Genomic DNA, 22327 nt, shown 5'->3' with positions numbered 1-22327 from the left:
TTATTCTTTCACACCCCCCACATTCCCCAACCCTATCTGAGCCGTATTGCCCTCTACCGTTCCCCCTGAGTGCCCACCCTACGAAATTATCAGCTTTTTGGGCTTTGATTTTCGCAACAAAGTGATGAGCTACCTACTTTGAAAGCGGGGAAATTTTTCTATAATTCTCCCTCTTCGTAATCTTCTGGGGTTTCGGTAATAGATATTTGACTAACCCCAAGTACCTCAATCATTTGGGCTAAATTGACGATAGTTGGATACTCCAGCAAATTTTGTAAGGACAATTCCACCGAGAAAATATCGCGGGAACGAGAGATCACCTGAGTGGCTAATAGAGAATGTCCGCCTAGTTCAAAGAAATTATCCTTAACCCCAATGCGTTCCAATCCCAAAACTTCACTCCAGATTTGTGCCATTTGAGCTTCAATAGGAGTGCGAGGTGAGACAAAACCCGTTCCCAGATTTCTGGAAGCTGTATCAGGTGTAGGTAATGCGCGACGATCTACTTTACCATTGGGAGTTAAGGGTAAAGCATTTAGCAGGACAAAAGCTTGAGGAATCATGTAATTGGGTAGCTTTTGTTGGATAAATTCCCGCACTTGCGGCACAAGCTTCTGGACTAACTTACCATAGAGGGGATTGTTCGTATAGTCAGTCCAGGGTTTAGTTGTAATTGTCTCATGCTCCCAAAAACTTGGGTATGATTGTATATCAGAAACTGGCGTTGAACTGTTACGGCTCAATACCACATCAAAACAACCATCCTGACTACTTTCCCACCAACTGAGGTGGACTGTGTAGCCTAACTCCTCTCCTATCTGCCAAATTTGCTCAGGATTGATCCCCACCATTGGCTGTGCGGCTAACCGTTGTCGCAGTTCTCCCACCGTAGAGGCGGCAGGAGGATTTTCCCACCAGCCTAAAACCTGCCGCGCCTGTTGTAGCCGTTGATTAGGTACATCTCTGATTCCTAACCATTCTGGCTGAACCAACTTGAGCTGATCTTGTAATTGTGTCCACGAAAGTTGGTCAAGTTGCCAATTTAACCAAGGAACTGCCCTTTTCTCCACATTAGTACTTAGATGCAGAGTGACATCATAGCGGAATTGGGTTAACTCATTTTGAGCATGACCGCGCTTAGGTTGAATCTCTACCCAAGTAATCTGGGGAAAACGTTGTTGTAGAGCAATGAAAAATCTGGGATCAATGAGTAGTTCTTCTTCGGCAGCCACAGTCTGATGTACCTGCTGTTGCCATTGTTCAACGGTTTTGTCAGACTCGGCGCGGGCTAACTGTACGGCGGCATGGTATGGCAAGAGCAAGGGTAAACTACGGACATCCCCCACGAATATCTTACCTTGAGAGGCGATCGCTGTCATTGCCCCTTCTAAAACCTGTAACAGATAGTCCACACTGGGAAAATACTGTACTACTGAGTTCACAACCACCGTATCAAAGGCTCCTTGGGGGATACCTTCAAAGTTATCTGCTGTTTTGTGTAGCAGGCGGACATTTTCTAGACCCTGGATCTCCCCACATAATCGCTCCAGATTGCGAATAGTTGCTGAGGAATAATCCGCTCCCCAATATTCTTGACAATGGGGAGCAACGCGAAATAGCAATAACCCACTACCGCAACCAATTTCTAACACTCGCTGCGGTTTCCCTAGCAAAATTCGGCTCACCGTACTCTCAACCCACTCCCGCATTTCTGAATCGGGAATGGCTTTGCCAGTATAACTACTGTTCCAACCACTAATATTGAAGGTGGGGTCATCTGTTGGGGTTTGCTGTTGGCTATAGGATTGTTCATAGAGTTTTTGCCAATCACTAACATACTCGCCTTGCCATTGCGCCAACTGTTCTGGTAAAACTTGACCCTGGAGAGCCGGAACTAAATAAGCCACCAGACGTTTATCACCAGGGATGTCTTCTCTTGCTATGACGACACTTTCCTGTACTAAGGGGTGTTGGCTTGCAACTGCTTCAATTTCACCCAGTTCTATGCGAAAACCCCGAATCTTCACTTGATTGTCGATGCGTCCCAGGTATTCAATCGTCCCATCCGCTAAATAACGACCTAAATCCCCGGTTTTATACAATTTTGATGGGCCAAAGGGATTGGAGATAAATTTCTCTTGGGTTAATTCTGGTCGGTTGAGATAGCCTCTGGCTACCCCAACGCCAGCAATATGTAATTCTCCTGGTACACCAATCGGTACAGGCTGTAACTGGGAGTCTAAAATGTAAACTTGGACGTTGGCAATGGGACGACCAATGGTAACTTTTGGGTCGAAAGGGGTGCATTTTGCCAGAGTTGCACAGACGCTTCCTTCTGTCGGTCCATAAGCATTAAAGAAATTGCGCCCCGCTGACCATTGTTTGATAAGTTCAACCGCACAGGCTTCTCCCGCGACAATTATGGTTTGCAGGGTAGTCAGTTCGACTTTATGCAGAACAGCTAATGCCGATGGTGGTAGGGTGATATGGGTAATGGCATAATCTCGTAATCGCTCAATTAAGGGCGTACCGGGCATTAGAGAATCTTTGCTTCCTAGATAAAGTGTCCCTCCCGATCCCAAGGACATCAAAATTTCTGATATACAAGCATCAAAACTCAAGGAAGCAAACTGGAGAATTCGACTATCAGAATGCAAACCAAAAGCCTGAATCTGAGCTTGAGCTAGGTTGCACAATCCTTGATGCTCAACCATTACCCCTTTCGGTTTACCTGTAGACCCAGAAGTATAAATTACATTGGCTAAGTTAGCAGCAGTGACGATTCCCGTGAGATTTTCTTGGCTGTTTTGGGCAATTTGTTGCCAAATTTCATCTAAAAATACAGGTTTGGCTGGATGTTGGGGTAATTTTTCAATGAGTGTCCATTGGGTCAGCAGTAACGAAACTTGACTGTCCTCTAACATCAAGCTCAGACGTTCTTGGGGATACTCAGGGTCAAGCGGCACGTAAGCACCGCCTGCTTTGAGAATTCCTAAAATTCCCACGAGCATTAAGGGCGATCGCTCTACACAAATCCCCACCAACTGCTCGGTTTCTAGCCCCAAAGACCGCAGGTAATGAGCTAACTGATTAGCGCGATTGTTCAACTGTGCATAGGTCAGTTGTTGATTTCCACAGACTACTGCGATTGCATCGGGAGTCTGTTCTGCCTTTTCTTCTACTAATTGATGAATACACTTGTGGTAGGGATCATCGGTTTGGGTATCATTCCATTCCTTTAATAGTTGATGGCGATCGCCCTCTGTTAGCAAGGGTAGTAAAGCCACCGATTGTTGGGAATTGTCAACAATTGCCCCTAATAAAGTTACAAAATTTTGCATCATCCGGGCAATAGTTGTCCCATCAAACAAATCCCTGTTATACGAGCAAAAGCCTCCCAGACCTTCTGGTACGTCCCACAAGTAAAGTTCTAGGTCAACTCGAACCGAGTCCAGTCCTGAAGGCATATCCTGGACCCTGACACCAGGAAAATCCCAAGGCGCAGTTGGCGCATTCTGGAGGGCAAATACCACCTGCGTCAAGGGATTGCGATCCAAGTTCCGCTCCAGTTGCAACTCTTCCACTAACATTTCAAAGGGTAAATCCTGATGCTCGTAGGCGTTTTGAGTAACTTTTCGCACCTGCGCTAGTAAGGCTTCAAAGCTCGGTTCTGGGGAAAGATCGAATCTTAGCGCCAATGTATTGACAAAAAAGCCAATTAATGGTTCGATTTCTTGGCGATTGCGATTAGCGATCGGTGAGCCAACCACCAAATCTGTTTGTCCACTGTAACGAGACAGTAACACTACAAAACCCGCCAACAGTGTCATAAACAGAGTGCTTCCAGACTTTTGAGAGAGCTTTTTCAGCTGCTGGGTTAGCTGGCTATCTAGTTGCAGTTGCTCTGTACCGCCTCGGAAAGTTTGTATAGCTGGGCGGGGGCGGTCTGTGGGTAATTCTAATAGAGGTGGCGCACCTGTTAACTGTTGCTTCCAGTAGCTTAATTGACACTCTAATACTTGATTTGTCAGCCACTGACGCTGCCAGACAGCGAAGTCGGCATACTGTATGGATAATTCTGGTAATTCAACAGAACTACCCGTTGAAAAGCTGCGGTAATAGGCTGAGAGTTCATCGATCAAAATGCCCATTGACCAACCATCAGCTGCAATATGGTGAATCGCTAGTAGCAATACATACTCGTCGGGCGCAACTTGCCAAAGCTTGACTCGCAGCACTGAACCATTAGCCAAATCGAAGGGTTTACAGGCTTCTGCTGTCGCCAGTTCCTCTACTTGTTTGGTGGGGTCTTGGAGATTTTGTAAATCCACCACTGGTAGGGTGATGGTCATACTGGGTGCGATCGCCTGCACCGGCTTATTATCCTTAATCTTAAACTGAGTCCGCAGCGGTTCATGACGTTGCCCGATCGCCGCAAAAGCTTGCTCTAAAGCTTTGACATTGAGATTCCCCACCAGCCGCATGGTGAAATCTATTGTGTAAGCACTACTTTCACCTTCCAACTGATTTACAAACCACAGGCGTTCCTGCGCCCACGATAGAGGTATGTCTCTGTCTCGGTCAACAGGTGCGATGGCTGGCACCGTCAAACCTGAACCAGTTTCTAGCTGACTTAATATCACCTCACTTAACTGGGCAACTGTCGGTGATTCAAAGATATAGCGTAACGGCAACGAAATTCCAAAAGCTTCCTGCAAGCGAGAGATTACCTGAGTTGCTAGTAGAGAATGTCCTCCAAGTTCAAAGAAATTATCCTCAAGACCCACCTTTTCTATTTGTAGTATTTTTTGCCAAATAGCAGCAATGATTTTTTCTGCTTCTGTATTTGGCATGACATAATCAGCTTCACTTAGAACAGTTAGCTCTGGTTTTGGCAGGGCAAGGTGGTCTATCTTGCCGTTTGGTGTTAAGGGCAAGTTCTCTAGCACCACAAAGCTGGAGGGTATCATGTAGTCGGGCAAGAGTTTCTTAAGATTAGCTCTCAAATATCGAGCTAAATTATCGGGGTAATTATTTTTTACATTGCCATAATCAGCAAATAATCGTTGATAGAAACGTGTTTGCCGGAAATTATTTTTATAGTGATAGGAGACATATTCAAAGTTAATATTTTCTCCATTCTTTTTCAGCAGACGACCTTTAATTGCATAATCTGGGTTGAGATTATTTTCGCAAAGTGTCCTGGAACAAACTGCTTGAATGACATCACCGTACTCAACCTCAATCCCCGGTTCAAATAATGGTAAATAAACAGGAAGCCAGCAATATTCATGTTCGAGAATATCTATTTCTTCTCCGGCAATAGTATGCAAATTCAGCCATACCAAAAATCCATTCATTCGCCCATTTTTGTGAATTTCCAATTGAACTTCATGGGAAAATTCTGGGCTAATATATTCATTGAAGTTCAAGTCTTCCAAAACATCCACAGTGGATAGAACATTTGCTTGGGAAAATTTCTTAATACATACCCTTAAGTCAAATGGATATCCGACTTCCTCAAAGATTTTTTTGGTGTAATATGCCGGAATTTCAGCAAATTTAGGATTGTGTAATATTTCATCTGGGAGAGTGACAGCCGCCATCTTAGTAATGCTTCTTTCAGGAATCATCAAACCATCAGGCTTGAGAAATCTTCTCGCGTTATTAATAATTACTGCTGCTCCTTCAGAGCCACCAATTGCTCCCACGATTTCGGAAACGCAGACATCAGCGAGTTCTGGGATATCAACTAAAGTTGCATCTCCATGAATGACTGTGATTTTGTCTGCTAAACCTAACTTTTCAATACAAGCTCTTGCTTGGCGGCAGGTTTCCTCATTTCTTTCAATTGCATAAATTTTATTGGCACCCCCTTGGACACAAAATCTGGATAAGATTGCATCTTTACCTGTGCCAATTTCAACGACTATTTTATCTTTGACCAATTGATTAATAGCGACTTTATAACTATCGTTACGTCGATGGTCATTGGTCATAGCGTAATACAGCAAGTCGTCATAGACATAGTATTCAGCTATAGATGGCCATAGCTCTACTTTGTCTGTTGATAATTTTTCTGGTTTCTTTGATGATTCGAGGTTTTTCTGTTGCGGTACAACATAAGCTACCAGGCGTTTGTTATCCGGTTGGTCTGACCGTGCTACGACCACTACTTCCCGTACTTCTCTTAGCTGGGACAGCGCAGCTTCAATTTCGCCCAACTCAATGCGGAAGCCACGAATTTTTACTTGATTGTCAATTCGCCCTAAATACTCCAATTCGCCATTCGGCAGATAACGAGCTAAGTCACCGGATTTATATAGTAGCTGCTCGGAGTTGCCATTAAAGGGATTAGAGATAAACCGTTGTGCTGTCAGTTCGGCGCGATTGAGATAGCCACGAGTCACCCCAGCACCACCAACGTACATCTCACCCGCAACCCCAATCGGCACTGGCTGTAAATGTTCATCCAGCACATACACCTGTAAGTCCCCAATCGGACGACCAATTACACTTGCTTTACCATGCAAATCGGCTTTGCTCAATGGACGATAAGTTACATGTACAGTGGTTTCTGTAATCCCGTACATATTCACTAACTGGGGCGACTGGTCGCCGTGTCGGTCAAACCAAGGCTGCAAACTATTGAGTTCTAAAGTCTCTCCTCCGAAAATTACCAGGCGCAAGTTCAAATCTCCAACAGTTGCAATTGACTGTTCTGCTGGAATCAACTGACGGAAAGCTGATGGTGTTTGATTGAGAATTGTAACTTTCTCTTGACATAGTAATTCATAGAAGGATTTGGGCGATCGCGTTACTAAATATCCCACTACTACCAGTCGTCCACCATATAGCAATGCACCCCAAACTTCCCAGACAGAGAAATCAAATGCATAAGAGTGGAACATTGTCCACACATCTTCAGAGTTAAAGTTATACCAAGAGTCTGTAGCTGCAAACAGACGCACTACATGAGAGTGGTTGACTAAAACGCCTTTGGGCTTACCTGTAGAACCTGAAGTGTAGATGACATAAGCTAGGTTACTTGGTGTGGAGATATTGAGAGGATTTGAGTTGCTGTGTTGAGCAATTTTTTCTCCATCGCTATCTAAGCAGACGATATGCGCCTGATGCTGTTGTAATTTCTCAACTAGATGCTGTTGAGTCAATAAGACTGAAACTTGAGCATCTTCTTTAATAAAGTTCAAACGCTCAGTTGGATAATCTGGATCAAGGGGAACATAAGCGCCCCCGGCTTTGAGAATTGCAAGTAGTCCCACGATCATTTCTAGCGATCGCTCTACACACAACCCTACCAGTACATCCGCACCCACACCCAAAGACTGCAAGTAATGCGCTAACTGATTAGCTCGACAATTCAACTCGTGATATGTAAGTTGTTGATTCTCAAACACCACAGCCACAGCATCGGGTGTCCTCAAACACTGCTCCTCAAATAACTGATGGATACACTTATCTTGGGGATAGTCTACTTGTGTATCATTCCACTCAATTAATAACTGCTGCTGCTCAACTGCTGTCAACAGAGGTAATTGGGAAATTCGCTCAAAGGGATTCGCTACAATTCCCTCAAGTAGTGTCACAAAATGACTCGCCATCCGCTCGATGGTGCTGCTATCAAACAAATCAGTGTTATATTCCCACACTCCCACCAGTCCAGTCCCTGTGTTCTCCATTGCTAAGGTAAGATCAAACTTGGCAGTTGTGCTTTCTACAACCAGTGGACTAACAGTTAACCCAGTCAGTTCTACTTGAGAGTTAGGCGCATTCTGGAACACAAATGCCACCTGGAACAGGGGTGTATGGCTGAGGTTTCTTTGGGGCTGTAATGCTTCCACCAGCATTTCAAACGGCAAATCCTGATGAGCGTAGGCGGACAGCGCCATTTCCCGAACACGCCCCAGTAATGATGAGAAACTAGGATCTGCCGATAAATCAGTCCGCATCACTAAAGTATTCACAAAAAAGCCAATTAACCCTTCTATTTCGCTGTGATTGCGGTTAGCAATTGGTGTCCCCACCAAAATATCTGATTGTCCGGTATAGCGGTAAAGTAATGTATCAAACCCTGCCAACAGCGTCATGAACAAAGTTACCCCTTGTTGCTGACTCAGTTGCATTAAGCCTTGAGTTAATTCCAGAGAAAGTGCAAACTCTTGATACGCGCCCAGGAATTTTTGCACAGCAGGTCTGGGCCTGTCGGTGGGAAGGGACAATAAAGCTGGTGCATCTTTTAGTTGTTGTTTCCAGTAACTCAATTGGCTTTGTAGTACCTCCCCGACTAACCACTGTCTTTGCCAAATTGCAAAATCGGCGTACTGAATCGGTAGTGGTGCGGTATTGGCAGACTGACCTTGAGCATAAGCATTATAAGATGTTGCCAGTTCCTGAATAAACACCCCCATAGACCATTCATCACTGACAATGTGGTGCATACAAATTAACAATATGTGTTCTGTCTCGGACAGTACGACTAATGTTGCTCTCAGTAGGGAACCGCTGGCCAAGTCAAAGGGTTGAATAGCCTGTGTAATTGCCAATTCCTGTGCAGATGTTTCTTGCTCCAATCTTGGCAGATGTTGCAATTCAATTACTGATAGTTGCCAATTCCTGACTGTTTGAATGATTTGAGTGGGTTTTCCATCAATGGTGATGAAGTTGGTGCGTAACGCTTCATGGCGATAAATAATTTCTTCTAAGCTTTGTTCTAGGGCTGCAACTTCGAGAAATCCTGCTAGACGCAAAGCTAAGGGTATGTTGTATAAGGAACTGTTGGGCTGTAACTGGTCTAAAAACCATAACCGTTGTTGGGCATAAGACAATGATAATTCTGCATTCTCTGCCCTTGGTAAAATTGGTGGTACTGTTATTTCTAAGTTTTGTCGCTGTGACTGCCCAATCAGATCAGCTAATTGGGCAACTGTTGCTGCTGCAAACAGGCTTCGCAATGGTAGTTCTACTTGGAAGTGGGAACGGATGCGGGATACCAATTGCGTTGCCAGTAGGGAGTGTCCCCCAAGTTCAAAGAAGTTATCATGAATGCCGACTTGCTCCACTTTCAACACTTGCGCCCAAATCTGTGCCAGCATTTCTTCGGTGGGGGTGCGTGGGGGAACATATTTGTCTGTTCTGTTGCTGGATAAATCTGGTGCTGGTAGGGCGCGACGGTCTACTTTGCGGTTTGGTGTTAGTGGGAGAAAGTCCAGAAATACGAAAGCCTGGGGCACCATGTAAAGAGGCAGATTCCTAGAGAGGAATTGACGCAGTTCGCTAATTGTGGGTATTTTTTCGGGATATGGTACTACGTAGGCAACTAAATATTTATCCCCTGGGGTATCTTCGCGGATGATCACACAAGATGTTTGCACATCAATATATTGGTTTAGTACCGCTTCAATTTCTCCCAACTCGATGCGGAATCCCCGAATTTTTACTTGATTGTCGATGCGTCCAAAGCACTCAATGTTACCATCTGGCAAATAGCGGGCTAAGTCCCCGGTTTTATAAAGTCGGGAACTGGGGACTGGGGACTGGGAATTAGCTAGAATTTCTGCCCCTCTGCTGCCACTGAAGGGGTTGGGAATAAATTTTTCCTCCGTCAGTTCTGGGCGGTTGAGATAACCTCTTGCTAAACGAACACCACACAGGTGCAGTTCACCTTTGACTCCCACTGGTACGGGTTGCAGATGACGGTCAAGGATGTAGGCTTGTGTATTGGCAATGGGACGACCAATCAGCACTGAGTTGGCTGTTTCTGATTGAGGATGGAGTAGGTCATGGACTATGGCTGTTACAGATGCTTCGGTTGGACCGTAGACATTTAGACAATTGACGCGATCGCCTACTACTTGTCGCCATATTGTCACTGTTTCCAGGAGAACTGCATCCCCACCCACCGCCACTAACCTCAGACTTGGCGGTACAGTTGCATTGTCTTGAGATACAGCTACTGCCCATTCATGCCAATAGGCTGGAGTAATATTTAAGACGCTGAGACTTTCTTGGGCAATAAATTGGGCAAAACTGGCAAAGTCAGGGAACATTTGTGTGGGTCTTAATACCACCGTTGCGCCTTTGTACCAAGTGGGGAAGATTTCTTCCGCCGCTACATCAAAGCTGAAGGACGCAAATTGCAACACACGATCTGCGCTAGTTAGGGCAAATACTTCACTAATTGCACTGCTATGGTTAACTAAAGCAGCATGAGTCAGCATCACGCCTTTGGGTTTGCCGGTAGACCCAGAAGTGTACAATAGACAAGTTAAGTTTTCTGGTTTGACCTCACTGACCGGATTTGCTAGACTTTGATTCGTCAGCATCTCAGATTCTGTATCTAAGACAATGACTTTTACTCCTTGTACTGGTAGAGAATTGAGCAATTTTTGCTGTGTGATCAGCACAGAAAATTGTGAATCCTCAGATATGTCAGCTAAACGCTGCTGGGGATAATCAGGGTCGAGGGGGACATAACCGCCACCGGCTTTGAGGACGGCTAACAATGTGACGATGATGGATAGCGATCGCTCTAAATAAATCCCCACCAAAACCTCTGGTCTGACACCTAAAGATTGTAGGTGGTGTGCTAATTGATTGGCTTGGGTGTTCAACTCACCATAAGTTAATTGTTGATTTTCAAATATTACTGCTACTGCATCTGGGCTAAACTTAACCTGCTCTTCAAACAACTGATGAATACATTTATCTTCGGGATAATCGGCTTGAGTATCGTTCCATTCTACAAATAACTGCTGTTGCTCAACTGCTGTTAGCATTGGCAATTGGTCAATTCGCTCTTGGGGATTCGCTACAATTGCTTCCAGCATTGTGACAAAATGACCCTTCATGCGCTCGATGGTGCTATGGTCAAACAAGTCGGTGTTGTACTCCCACACTCCCACTAGTCCATTACCTGTGTTCTGCATTCCTAATGTAAGATCAAATTTTGCCGTTGCGCTTTCTATTGGCAATGGACTGACAGTTAACCCAGTCAACTCTACGGTCGATAGGGGATCATTTTGGAGGAGAAAATCTACCTGAAACAGTGGTGCATGGCTGAGGTCTCGTTCTGGCTGCAATACTTCCACCAACATTTCAAAGGGTAAATCCTGATGAGCATAAGCATCCATCGCCATCAACCGAACACGAGTGAGTAATTCCGCAAAACTGGGATTACCTGATAAATCAGTCCGTAAAACTAAAGTATTGACAAAAAAGCCAATTAACCCTTCTATTTCACTGCGATTGCGGTTAGCAATTGGTGTCCCCACTAAAATATCTGATTGTTCTGTGTAGCGATAAAGTAGGGTATCAAAGGCTGCCAACAACATCAGGAACAACGTCACCCCTTGTTCCTGACTCAGTTTTGTCAGTTTTTGAGTTAACTCAACAGAGAGTGCAAACTCATGATATGCGCCGGCGAAGGTTTGCACCGCAGGTCTGGGTCGGTCTGTGGGGAGTGATAATAGGGCTGGTGCATCTTTTAGTTGTTGTTGCCAATAATTCAATTGGTTTTGTAATACATCCCCGGCTAACCACTGTCTCTGCCATAAGGCGAAATCTGCGTACTGAATCGGCAGTGGTGCGAGATTGGCAGGTTGACCTATTGAATAAGCATTGTACAGGGTCGCTAGTTCTTGGACAAACACCCCCATAGACCAGCCATCAGAGACAATATGGTGCATACACACTAAAAATAGATGCTCTGTCACAGACAGCACTACTAATGTCGCTCTCACTAATGCCTGTTTTTCTAGGTCAAAGGGTTGCAGAGCTTGTTGTTGTACTAATTGCTGTGCAGCTATTTCTTGTGCAGTTGTCGATAAATGCTTCAAGTCAACAACTGCTAGTGTCCAATTTGTTGCTGTTTGAATGATTTGTCTTGGTTGTCCATCAACTGTAATTAAATTGGTGCGTAAGGCTTCGTGGCGATGAATAATTTCTTGTAAGCTTTGTTCTAAGGCTGCTTGATTGAGAGTTCCGACTAGACGTAAAGCTATGGGTATGTTGTATAAGGCACTGTTCGGCTCGAACTGGTCTAAAAACCACAGCCGATTTTGAGCAAATGATAATAGTAATTCTGCATTCTCTGCCCTTGGTAAGATGGGTGGGGAAGTTAGTTCTAAGTCTTGTTGTTGTAAATGCTGAATCAATGGCATCAATTCGGCTATTGTCGGTGCAGCAAATAACTCCCGCAATGGTAGTTCCACTTGGAAAATGTTGCGGATGTGTGAAACCAGTTGTGTTGCTAGGAGTGAGTGTCCTCCGGAGGTAAAGAAGTTATCTTCTATCCCCACTTGCTCTACTTTCAGCACTTGCGCCCAAATTTGTGCCAGTATTTCCTCAACTGGAGTGCGCGGGGCTACATATTTGTGTTTGAGTTCGCTGTGTAAATCTGGTGTGGGTAAAGCGCGGTGGTCGATTTTACCATTGGGAGTTAGTGGCAGAGATTCTAAAATGACGAAAGCATTAGGTACCATATATTCTGGTAGCTTGGCTTTTAGGAATTGTCGCAGTTCAGTAACTGTCGGTGTCACCTCTTTTTGTGGCACGATGTAAGCAACTAGGCGTTTATCCCCGGTTATATCTTCGCGAACAATGACGCAAGATGCTTGGACATCGCCTAGTTGACTTAGTACTGCTTCAATTTCTCCCAATTCAATGCGGAAGCCACGAATTTTTACCTGATTGTCGATGCGTCCCAGGTATTCAATGTTGCCATCTGGTAGATAACGGGCTAAGTCCCCAGTTTTATATAATTTTGAATTTTGTACGTCTTTGGCGTTTCTGTAGGGTATTTTAAATTTTGAATTGTCAAAGGGATTGGGGATAAATTTCTCTTGTGTCAATTCAGGTCGGTTGAGGTAGCCTCGTGCTAACCCCGCACCACCGATGTGCAATTCTCCTGGTACACCAACGGGAACTAGTTGCAGATATTCGTCTAAAATGTAGATTTGCGCGTTGGCGATTGGACGACCGATGGGCGGTTTTCTTCCATTGGGTTGACAAATTGCTATCGTCGCTGCAACCGTAGACTCCGTAGGTCCGTAGGCGTTGAAAAAACGCCGTCCCGTTCCCCACCGTTCTACTAATTCTGCTGAGGAAGCTTCACCACCAACGCTTAGATATTGCAAATCGGGTAAGGTCGCTTGAGGTAAGACAGACAACGCCGAAGGAGATAAAAAACTATGGGAAATCTTGTGATCAGCTAAAAAGTCAACCAAGACTTGACTTGGTAACAAGGTTTCAATGTTTGGAAGATACAAGCAAGCACCACTGACGAAGGTAGTAGCAATTTCAGCCACAGATAGATCAAAGCTAAAAGACCCAAACTGAAGCAAACGGCTTTGGGATTGAACTTGAAAAGTTTTGCACCAAGCCAAGCTTAAATTTACCAGTGCCTGATGTTCAATCATTACACCTTTAGGTCGTCCTGTCGAACCAGAGGTGTAGATGACGTAAGCTAAATTATTAGGTGTACTTTGAGGATTGGGATTATCGGTTAACTCCGAACTAAAACTTTCCTGATCTAAACAAATTACTTGGTAGGGATTTTGCTGTTCAGCTATAGGTAATTGGTCTAGGAGGAAACTTTGGGTGAGTAACACCGATGTCCCAGAATCTTTTAGCATGAACTGAATCCGCTTTTGTGGATACTCTGGGTCAAGTGGCACATAAGCACCGCCCGCCTTGAAAATGGCTAATAGTCCCACGATCATCTCTAGCGATCGCTCTACACAAATACCCACCAATACATCTGCTCCCACTCCATGAGAGCGCAAGTAATGTGCCAACTGGTTAGCGCGACAATTCAACTCGTGATATGTAAGTTGTTGATTCTCAAACACCACCGCCACAGCATCGGGTGTCCTCAAACACTGCTCCTCAAATAACTGATGGATACACTTATCTTGGGGATAGTCTACTTGTGTATCATTCCACTCTACCAATAACTGCTGCTGCTCAACTTCTGTCAGCAGAGGTAATTGGGAAATTCGCTCAAGGGGATTCGCCACAATTCCCTCAAGTAAGGTGACAAAATGACCAGTCATCCGCTCAATAGTGCCTGTATCAAACAAGTCAGTGTTATACTCCCACACACCAATTAGTCCAGTACCTGTGTTCTCCATTGCTAAGGTAAGATCACACTTGGCAGTTACACTTTCTACTACCAATGGACTAACAGTTAATCCAGTCAACTCTACTTGAGAGTTAGGAGCATTCTGAAGGCCAAACACTACCTGAAACAGCGGTGTATAGCTGAGATCCCGTTCTAGCTGCAATGCCTCAACTAGCATTTCAAAAGGTAAATCCTGATGAGAGTATGCATCCATTGCCATTAACCGAACACGAGTCAGTAATTCACTAAATCGAGGATTCCCTTCCAAGTTGGTACGCATCACCAATGTATTGACAAAAAAGCCAATTAATGCTTCTATTTCACCGTAATTGCGGTTGGCTATAGGAGCCCCTACCACAATGTCTGATTGTCCTGTGTAGCGGTAAAGTAGGGTATCAAATGCTGCCAACAATGTCATGAATAGTGTTACTTCCTGCTCCTGACTCAGTTTTGTCAACTTTTGAGTTAACTCAACTGAAAGTGCAAACTTTTGATGTGCGCCAACGAAGGTTTGCACAGCAGGTCTGGGTCTGTCTGTGGGTAGGGATAATAACGCTGGTGCCTCTTTTAGTTGTTGTTGCCAGTAACTCAATTGGCTTTGCAGCAAATCCCCTTGCAACAACTCTCTTTGCCAAATTGCAAAATCTGCGTATTGAATTGGTAATGGCTCTAACGGTGTTCGCTGACCTTGAGTATAAGCATTATACAGTGCCGCTAGTTCATGAGCAAACACACCCATAGACCAGCCATCACTGACAATGTGGTGCATACACACTAATAGTAAGTGTTCTGTCTCGGATAGTACGACTAATGTCGCTCTGACTAACGATTCACTTGCTAAATCAAAGGGTTGAATTGCTTGTTTTTGTGCCAATTGCTGTGAAGCACTTTCTTGTTCGGTTACTTCGACTTCGCTCAGTACAAGTGTAGATAAATGCTGCAAGTCAACAACTGATACTGTCCAATTTATTTCTGTTTGAATGATTTGTGCTGGTTGTCCATCAATTGTCATGAAATTGGTGCGTAAGGCTTCGTGACGATCAATAATTTCTTTTAAGCTTTGTGCCAAGGCTGCTCGATTGAGAGTTCCTACTAGACGCAAAGCTAAAGGTATGTTGTATAAGGGACTGTTCGGCTGTAACTGGTCTAAAAACCACAAACGCTGTTGAGCATAAGATAGTGGTAATTCTTCATTATGATTTTGCATTCTTTTTCCTTGGTAAGATGGGTGGTACTTTTATTTCTATGTTTTGTTGCTGTAACTGCTGAATCAATGGTGCTAATTCGGCAACTGTCGGTGCCGCAAATAAACTACGCAACGGTAGTTCTACTTTGAAGCTAGTGCGGATGCGTGAAACCAATTGGGTTGCTAGTAGCGAGTGTCCGCCAAGTTCAAAGAAGTTGTCATGAATCCCCACTTGCTCTACTCTCAGGACTTTTGCCCAAATTTGTGCCAATTTTTCTTCAACGGGAGTGCGGGGTGCTACTAAACTCTCTTCTATTCCTGCGCGTGATTCTGGAACCGGTAGGGAGCGACGGTCTATTTTGCCATTGGACGTGAGGGGTAAAGACTCCAAGATGACTATTGCATTTGGTATCATGTAATCTGGTAACTTTTTCTTGAGGAAGCTACGCAGTTCTGCTGTTGTGGGAGCTTGTGCCACTTGCGGTACTACGTAAGCTACCAGACGTTTGTTGCTCGGTTCATCCTCCCTGACTACCACCACACTTTCCCAAACGGCTGGATGTTGTGCCAGTAATCCTTCAATTTCGCCCAACTCAATGCGGAAGCCGCGAATCTTTACTTGCTGGTCAATTCGCCCTAAATACTCTAACTCGCCATTGGGCAAATAACGGGCTAAGTCTCCTGTTCTATAAAGGCGTTCTCCTCCCTTACTTCTTTGGAAGGGGTTGGAGATAAACCGTTGTCCTGTGAGTTCGTCACGATGAAGATAGCCACGAGTCACCCCCTCACCACCAACGTACATCTCCCCTGGAACTCCAATCGGTACTGGTTGTAAATGCTGGTCTAGCACATACACTTGTAAGTCGGGAATCGGGCGACCAATAACACTAGCTGTGCGATTTAAATCGTCAAGGCTCAATGGACGATAGGTTACGTGTACAGTAGTTTCCGTAATCCCGTACATATTCACTAACTGCGGTTTCTGGTCGCCGTGGCGCTCAAACCAGGGTTGCAAACTCTCGAGTTCCAGAGCTTCTCCACCAAAAATTACGAGACGGAGGTTCAAATTGCTCATTCCGATTGACTGTTCTGCTTGAATTAACTGGCGGAAAGCTGAAGGCGTTTGATTGAGAATTGTGACCTGCTCTTGAGATAATAATTTATAGAACGATTCAGGCGATCGCGTCAATAAATACGGCACTACTACCAGTCGTCCACCATAAAGCAATGCACCCCAAATTTCCCAAACAGAGAAGTCGAAGGCATAGGAGTGGAACATTGTCCACACATCTTGAGAATTAAATTTATACCAAGAGTTTGTGGCGGCAAACAGACGAGTTACATGATGGTGGTTGACTAAAACACCTTTAGGCTGACCTGTAGAACCTGAAGTGTAGATGACGTATGCCAGATTAGGCGATGTGGCAGTATTTACAGGGTTGGAGTTGCTGTTTTGGGTAATTTTTTCTAAGTCGGTATCTAAGCAGACAAGCTGTGCAGTATGGGCTGGTAGCTTGTTGACTAATTGCTGTTGGGTCAGTAGCACTTTCACCTGAGTGTCTGTGAGGATGAAACTCAACCGTTCAGGTGGATACTCAGGGTCAAGGGGCACATAAGCCCCACCCGCCTTGAGAATACCCAGTAATCCCACAATCATCTCCCAAGAGCGCTCCACACAAATACCCACCAGCACATCGGCTCCCACACCCAAAGACTGCAAGTAATGCGCCAACTGATTAGCTCGACAATTTAATTCATGATATGTAAGTTGTTGCTCTTCAAATACCACCGCCACTGCATCCGGTGTCCGCCGGACTTGCTGCTCAAATAACTGATGAATACACTGATCAACAGGATAATCTACCTGAGTATGATTCCACTCAATTAATAACTGCTGTTTCTCTGGTTCTGTTAACAAAGGTAATTGGGAAATCTGTTCCAGAGGATTAGCCACAATTGACGAAAGTAGTGTCAGAAAATGACCAGTCATGCGCTCAATAGTGCTGGCATCAAACAAGTCAGTATTGTACTCCCACACCCCAATCAATCCATTACCTGTGTTCTCCATTGCTAAGGTAAGATCAAACTTTGCCGTTGCACCTTCTATTGGCAATGAACTAATACTTAACCCACTCAACTCTACTTCTGACAGGTAAGGATTCTGGAGGGCAAACATCACCTGAAATAGGGGTGTATGACTAAGGTCGCGTTCTGGCTGCAATGCTTCCACCAGCATTTCCAATGGCAAATTCTGATGAGCATAAGCGGATAAAGCCATAGACCGAACACGAGTGAGTAATTCCGCAAAACTGGGATTTTCCGATAAATTACTCCGCATCACTAAAGTATTGACAAAAAAGCCAATTAACCCTTCTATTTCACTGCGATCGCGGTTAGCAATTGGAGTCCCTACCAAAATGTCTTCTGTTCCTGTGTAGCGATAAAGTAGGGTATCAAACGCTGCCAACAGCGTCATAAACAGAGTACAATCTTGTTGCTGACTCAGTTGCATTAACCCTTGAGTTAATTCCACAGAAAGAGCAAAATCTTGATATGCGCCTACGAAGGTTTGCACAGCAGGTCTGGGTCGGTCTGTGGGCAGCACTAACAGGGCTGGGGCATCTTTTAGTTGTTGTTGCCAGTAATTCAGTTGGCTTTGCAGTACATCTCCGACTAACCAGTTTCTTTGCCAAATTGCAAAATCTGCGTACTGAATCGGCAGTGGAGTTAAAGGTATTCGCGTAGCGTCTGGCAGAGAAGGTAGACCTATTGAATAAGCATTGTATAATGCTGCCAGTTCTGCGACAAACACACCCATTGACCAGCCATCAGAGACAATGTGGTGCATACACACATTCAACAGGTGTTCTGTCTCAGAAAGCACTACTAATGTTACTCTGATTAATACTTCACTTGCCAAGTCAAAGGATTGAATAGCTTGTTTTTGTGCCAATTGCTGTGCAGCTATTTCTTGTGCGCTGGTGGATAAATGCCTGAAGTTAACAACTGATACTGTCCAATTTGTTGCTGTTTGAATGACTTGCCTTGGTGTACCATCAACTGTAATGAAATTGGTGCGTAATGCTTCGTGACGATGAATAATTTCTTCTAAGCTTTGTGCTAAGGCTGCTTGATTGAGAGTTCCGACTAGACGCAAAGCTATGGGGATATTATATAAGGAACTGTTCGGTTGTAATTGGTCTAAAAACCACAACCGCTGTTGGGCATAAGACAAGGGTAATTCTGCATTCTCGTCCCTTGGTAAAATGGGTGGGGAAGTCAGTTCTAACTCTTGTTGCTGCAACCGTTGAATATGTGGCGACAATTGAGCAACTGTCGGTGCAGCAAATAAACTACGCAACGGTAGTTCTACTTTGAAGCTAGTGCGGATACGGGAAACCAATTGGGTTGCTAGTAGGGAGTGTCCGCCAAAGGTAAAGAAGTTATCATGAATACCTACTTGCTCTAGTTTGAGGACTTGTGCCCAAATTAGTGACAGGATTTCTTCGGTGGGGGTGCGTGGAGCTACGTATTTGTCCGTCCCTTGACCCTGTAAATCGGGAACAGGTAAAGCGCCACGGTTTATCTTACCGTTAGGGGTTAAGGGGAGGGAATCCAGCATCACAAAGATATTGGGAACCATGTAATCTGGCAGTTTTGTCTTGAGGAATTGCGGTAATTCACTAACAGTACAAGTCATCTGGGAAGACGGCACAATGTAGCCTACTAGCCGTTTATTCCCAGGGTCGTCTTCACGGGCGATCACACAAGCTACCTGTACATCATCTCTTTGGTTCAGTACCGCTTCAATTTCTGCTAATTCGATCCGGAAACCACGGATTTTTACTTGATTATCAATGCGTCCCAGGTATTCTATATTGCCATTGGGCAAATAACGGGCTAAGTCCCCGGTTTTGTAGAGACGGGAACCAGGGTAGGTGCTAAAGGGATTGGCGATAAATTTCTCTTGTGTCAATTCGGGGCGATTGAGGTAGCCTCTGGCTAATCCGGCTCCACTTATATGCAATTCGCCTGGTACACCAACGGGTAATGCTTGTAAATTTTGGTCAAGGATATAAATTTGGGTATTGGAAATTGGGCGACCAATGGGGACAATTTGTGCATATATCTCTCGCTGACAATTGCAGAAAGTTGCATCGATACAAGTTTCCGTCGGTCCGTAAAGATTGTGTAAGTTCACATCTAGCTTGCTTAACAAGCCTTCAAGTAGAGCAACTGGTAAGACTTCACCTCCACAGAAGACGTGTTTGAGGGAGTGACAAGTTTCGATTCCTCCCTGCTCTAAAAGCATTTGTAACAAAGATGGGACAAGTTGAACAATCGTTACCTGCTGTTGGGCAATTAACCTTAACAGATAAGCACTATCAGTATGACCTCCTGGTTTAGCTATTAACAACTGTCCACCGGCTAATAATGGAGCGTAGAATTCCCAAACTGACGCATCAAAGCCAAAGGGAGTTTTTTGCAATACTTTGTCTTTTTCCGTCAGGGGGAATGTTGCTTGCATCCAGGACATATGGTTGCAAAGGTTACTGTGAGAGAGCATTACCCCCTTGGGTGTGCCAGTAGAACCGGAGGTATAAATCACATAAGCTAAGTTACCAGGTTGTACCTCAGTGATTGGACTCTCCTGACTAGATTCACAGATCACCAGCCAGTCGGTATCTAAGCAGACGACAGGCTCTTGGTTTTCAGGTAATTTCTCGACTAAATGCTGTTGGGTTAATAAGACTGAAACTTGAGCATCTGCCAACATAAAAGTCAAACGCTCAGTTGGATACTCAGGGTCAAGCGGCACGTAAGCCCCACCCGCCTTGAGAATACCCAGTAATCCCACCACCATTTCTAAAGAACGCTCTACACAAATACCCACCAGCACATCTGTTCCCACACCCAAAGACTGCAAGTAATGCGCCAACTGATTAGCTCGACAATTTAATTCATGATATGTAAGTTGTTGATTTTCAAACACCACCGCCACTGCATCTGGAGTCCGTTCTACCTGCGACTCAAATAACTGATGGATACATTTATCCTGGGGATCATCAACCTGAGTATCATTCCACTCCAGCAAAATTTCCCGCCGCTGCTGCTCAGATAACAAAGGTAGGTAAGCAATACACTGGTCAGGTTCGGTGAGAATACCTTGCAGAAAAACAGTAAACTGCTCTTGCATTCTGGCAATACTGTCATTATTCAATATATCGGTGTTGTAGAACCAACAACATTTCTTCCCATCTGAGGAAATTATGAAAGTTAGATCACTTCCCAACGGACTTTGGTAGTCCTCTAGTTTTTCCACACGCTCTACAACCACTGGGAAAAACTGCTCACTACCCCGATCGGACAACGAACGAAGAGATGGATACCTAGTCACCACATCCCGGACATAAGTTAGGGGAAGTTGGGTAAATTCGAACTGTTTTTTTAAAGCCGCAAAACTTTGCTCGTAATCTATATTTACCCGATAAGGAACAACTGACGCAAACAAGCTTTCGAGTCCGACCAACTGTCGTTGTAATTCAATATCTTTAAATCCGATATCAAAACATCCGCTGCCACCAATTCGAGCCAGATAAGTAATAAAAGCAGCTGCGAGAAAATCACTTCGGTGCCATTGGGGATGGCGTTGTAACCATAAGGTAATTGCCTCATCGGGTACAAACATCCTGGCACTGGCATACTGTGGTTCTTTCAGGTGTAATGATGCTGTCTGCTTTGCCTCAGGAATAGTGATGGACTCTAAGATTCCTAGCCTTTCTACCCAAAAAGCTTCATGCTTAACAATTGACTGATCAAACTTCTCAATCTGCTTGACCTGATTAGGCTCAAGATCACAAAACTGATACCCGACTTGCAAGCCAAATTTCTCCACCAGATATGAAATTGATAGTGCTTGACCATTAATAGCCAGTACCTGACGTAGTGCAATATCATAACTTGCTGTAGAAACTGTGATATAAGTAGGTTCAATGTTTGTGATCGTTCCCGGAGGGTAGTTGGACAAGTTACCCTGAACCTCAAGCTTAGAGACTATAAACAAATTGCTGTCTATAGCCAATTTAGGCCGACCTAATGGATTGGGATAAGAACCAAAATCTAAAGCCCTAATCAGGGCATCTAACTCATAAGCACAACGCTTCCATGAGATGATTCCGCCTGCCCTCAGCCTTTTGAAGCGGGAAAAATAGGTGCGCTGATTCAGGTTTACTTTGGTTGCTACAAATGTACCAGAGGATAGCTCATCAACTAGTTGAGCAAATGCATTAATAGCAGATTCATAGCATTTCCCATTCAGAGTCAAAGCTGTCTCGTCATCAGCAATATCGATAATTACCTGCTTCAGGATATCGCCCGCATCAACCATAGCGGCCATTATATGCCACGTCACCCCATGAGTCTTCTCCTGATTCATCAACGCCCAGGAAGTGACATTGACTCCTGCATATCTTGGTAGGGGGGCATCATGATAGTTGATCGCAAATTGGCGTGGTAACTCTAGAATTTCCTGGGGTAAAACATACCTATTGACAATACTGAACAGGTAATCAAAAGGCTGCTGGCTTAAAAATTCTCCGAGATGATCTGTTGGCTTAATATAAGGTATGTTTTTCCCCTCAGCCCAGTTAATTATCGATGCATCTGCGGAGATAATGCCGTAAATTACGTGACCTTGATTGATCAGTATTTCAGCACATTGAATCGGTAAAGTTCCCTCGCCAATAATAAAGCAATTAAATTTATTTTGATGATTAGCCATAATAGCGAGTTTTTTAACTATTTTGTCTATTTTAGTTATTTAAAATGCTTACGTATGAGTTCAACAACTGATTACCGTATAAGAATTTTCCCTCATTTGTCAATGCGTAAGTTATAAATATATTTTGTTCAATTTATGACTCACTCTTAGAACTTACGCAAGTGTCACACCAAAATCTATTGTAGGGTGCATCAGATATCAACAATCTGTTTATTTGCTA

2 protein-coding genes are annotated in these 22327 nt (G+C 44.3%); both read right to left on the bottom strand.

Features of this window, described 5'->3' with window-relative positions:
* Nucleotides 1-158: 158 nt before the first annotated feature.
* Nucleotides 159-15347 carry a non-ribosomal peptide synthetase gene (locus tag FJR06_RS01705; RefSeq protein ID WP_168650499.1) on the bottom strand — a complete coding sequence of 5063 codons (15189 nt, stop codon included), beginning with the start codon at nucleotides 15345-15347 and terminating at the stop codon, nucleotides 159-161.
* A complete protein-coding gene (locus FJR06_RS01700; protein ID WP_168650497.1) occupies nucleotides 15334-22107 on the bottom strand; it encodes a non-ribosomal peptide synthetase in 6774 nt (2257 codons plus the stop codon). The genes FJR06_RS01705 and FJR06_RS01700 overlap by 14 nt, the downstream gene beginning before the upstream one ends.
* Between the last annotated feature and the right edge of the window lie 220 nt (nucleotides 22108-22327).

The organism is Dolichospermum sp. UHCC 0352, from assembly GCF_009711925.1.
GTDB classification, from domain to species: domain Bacteria; phylum Cyanobacteriota; class Cyanobacteriia; order Cyanobacteriales; family Nostocaceae; genus Dolichospermum; species Dolichospermum lemmermannii.
This window is presented reverse-complemented; position numbering and strand designations above follow the sequence as displayed.

Bases quoted from the DNA above. Each gene is read 5' to 3' on its own strand.
- FJR06_RS01700 (WP_168650497.1), bottom strand. From the start codon at position 22,107: ATGGCTAATCATCAAAATAAATTTAATTGCTTTATTATTGGCGAGGGA.
- FJR06_RS01705 (WP_168650499.1), bottom strand. From the start codon at position 15,347: ATGCAAAATCATAATGAAGAATTACCACTATCTTATGCTCAACAGCGT.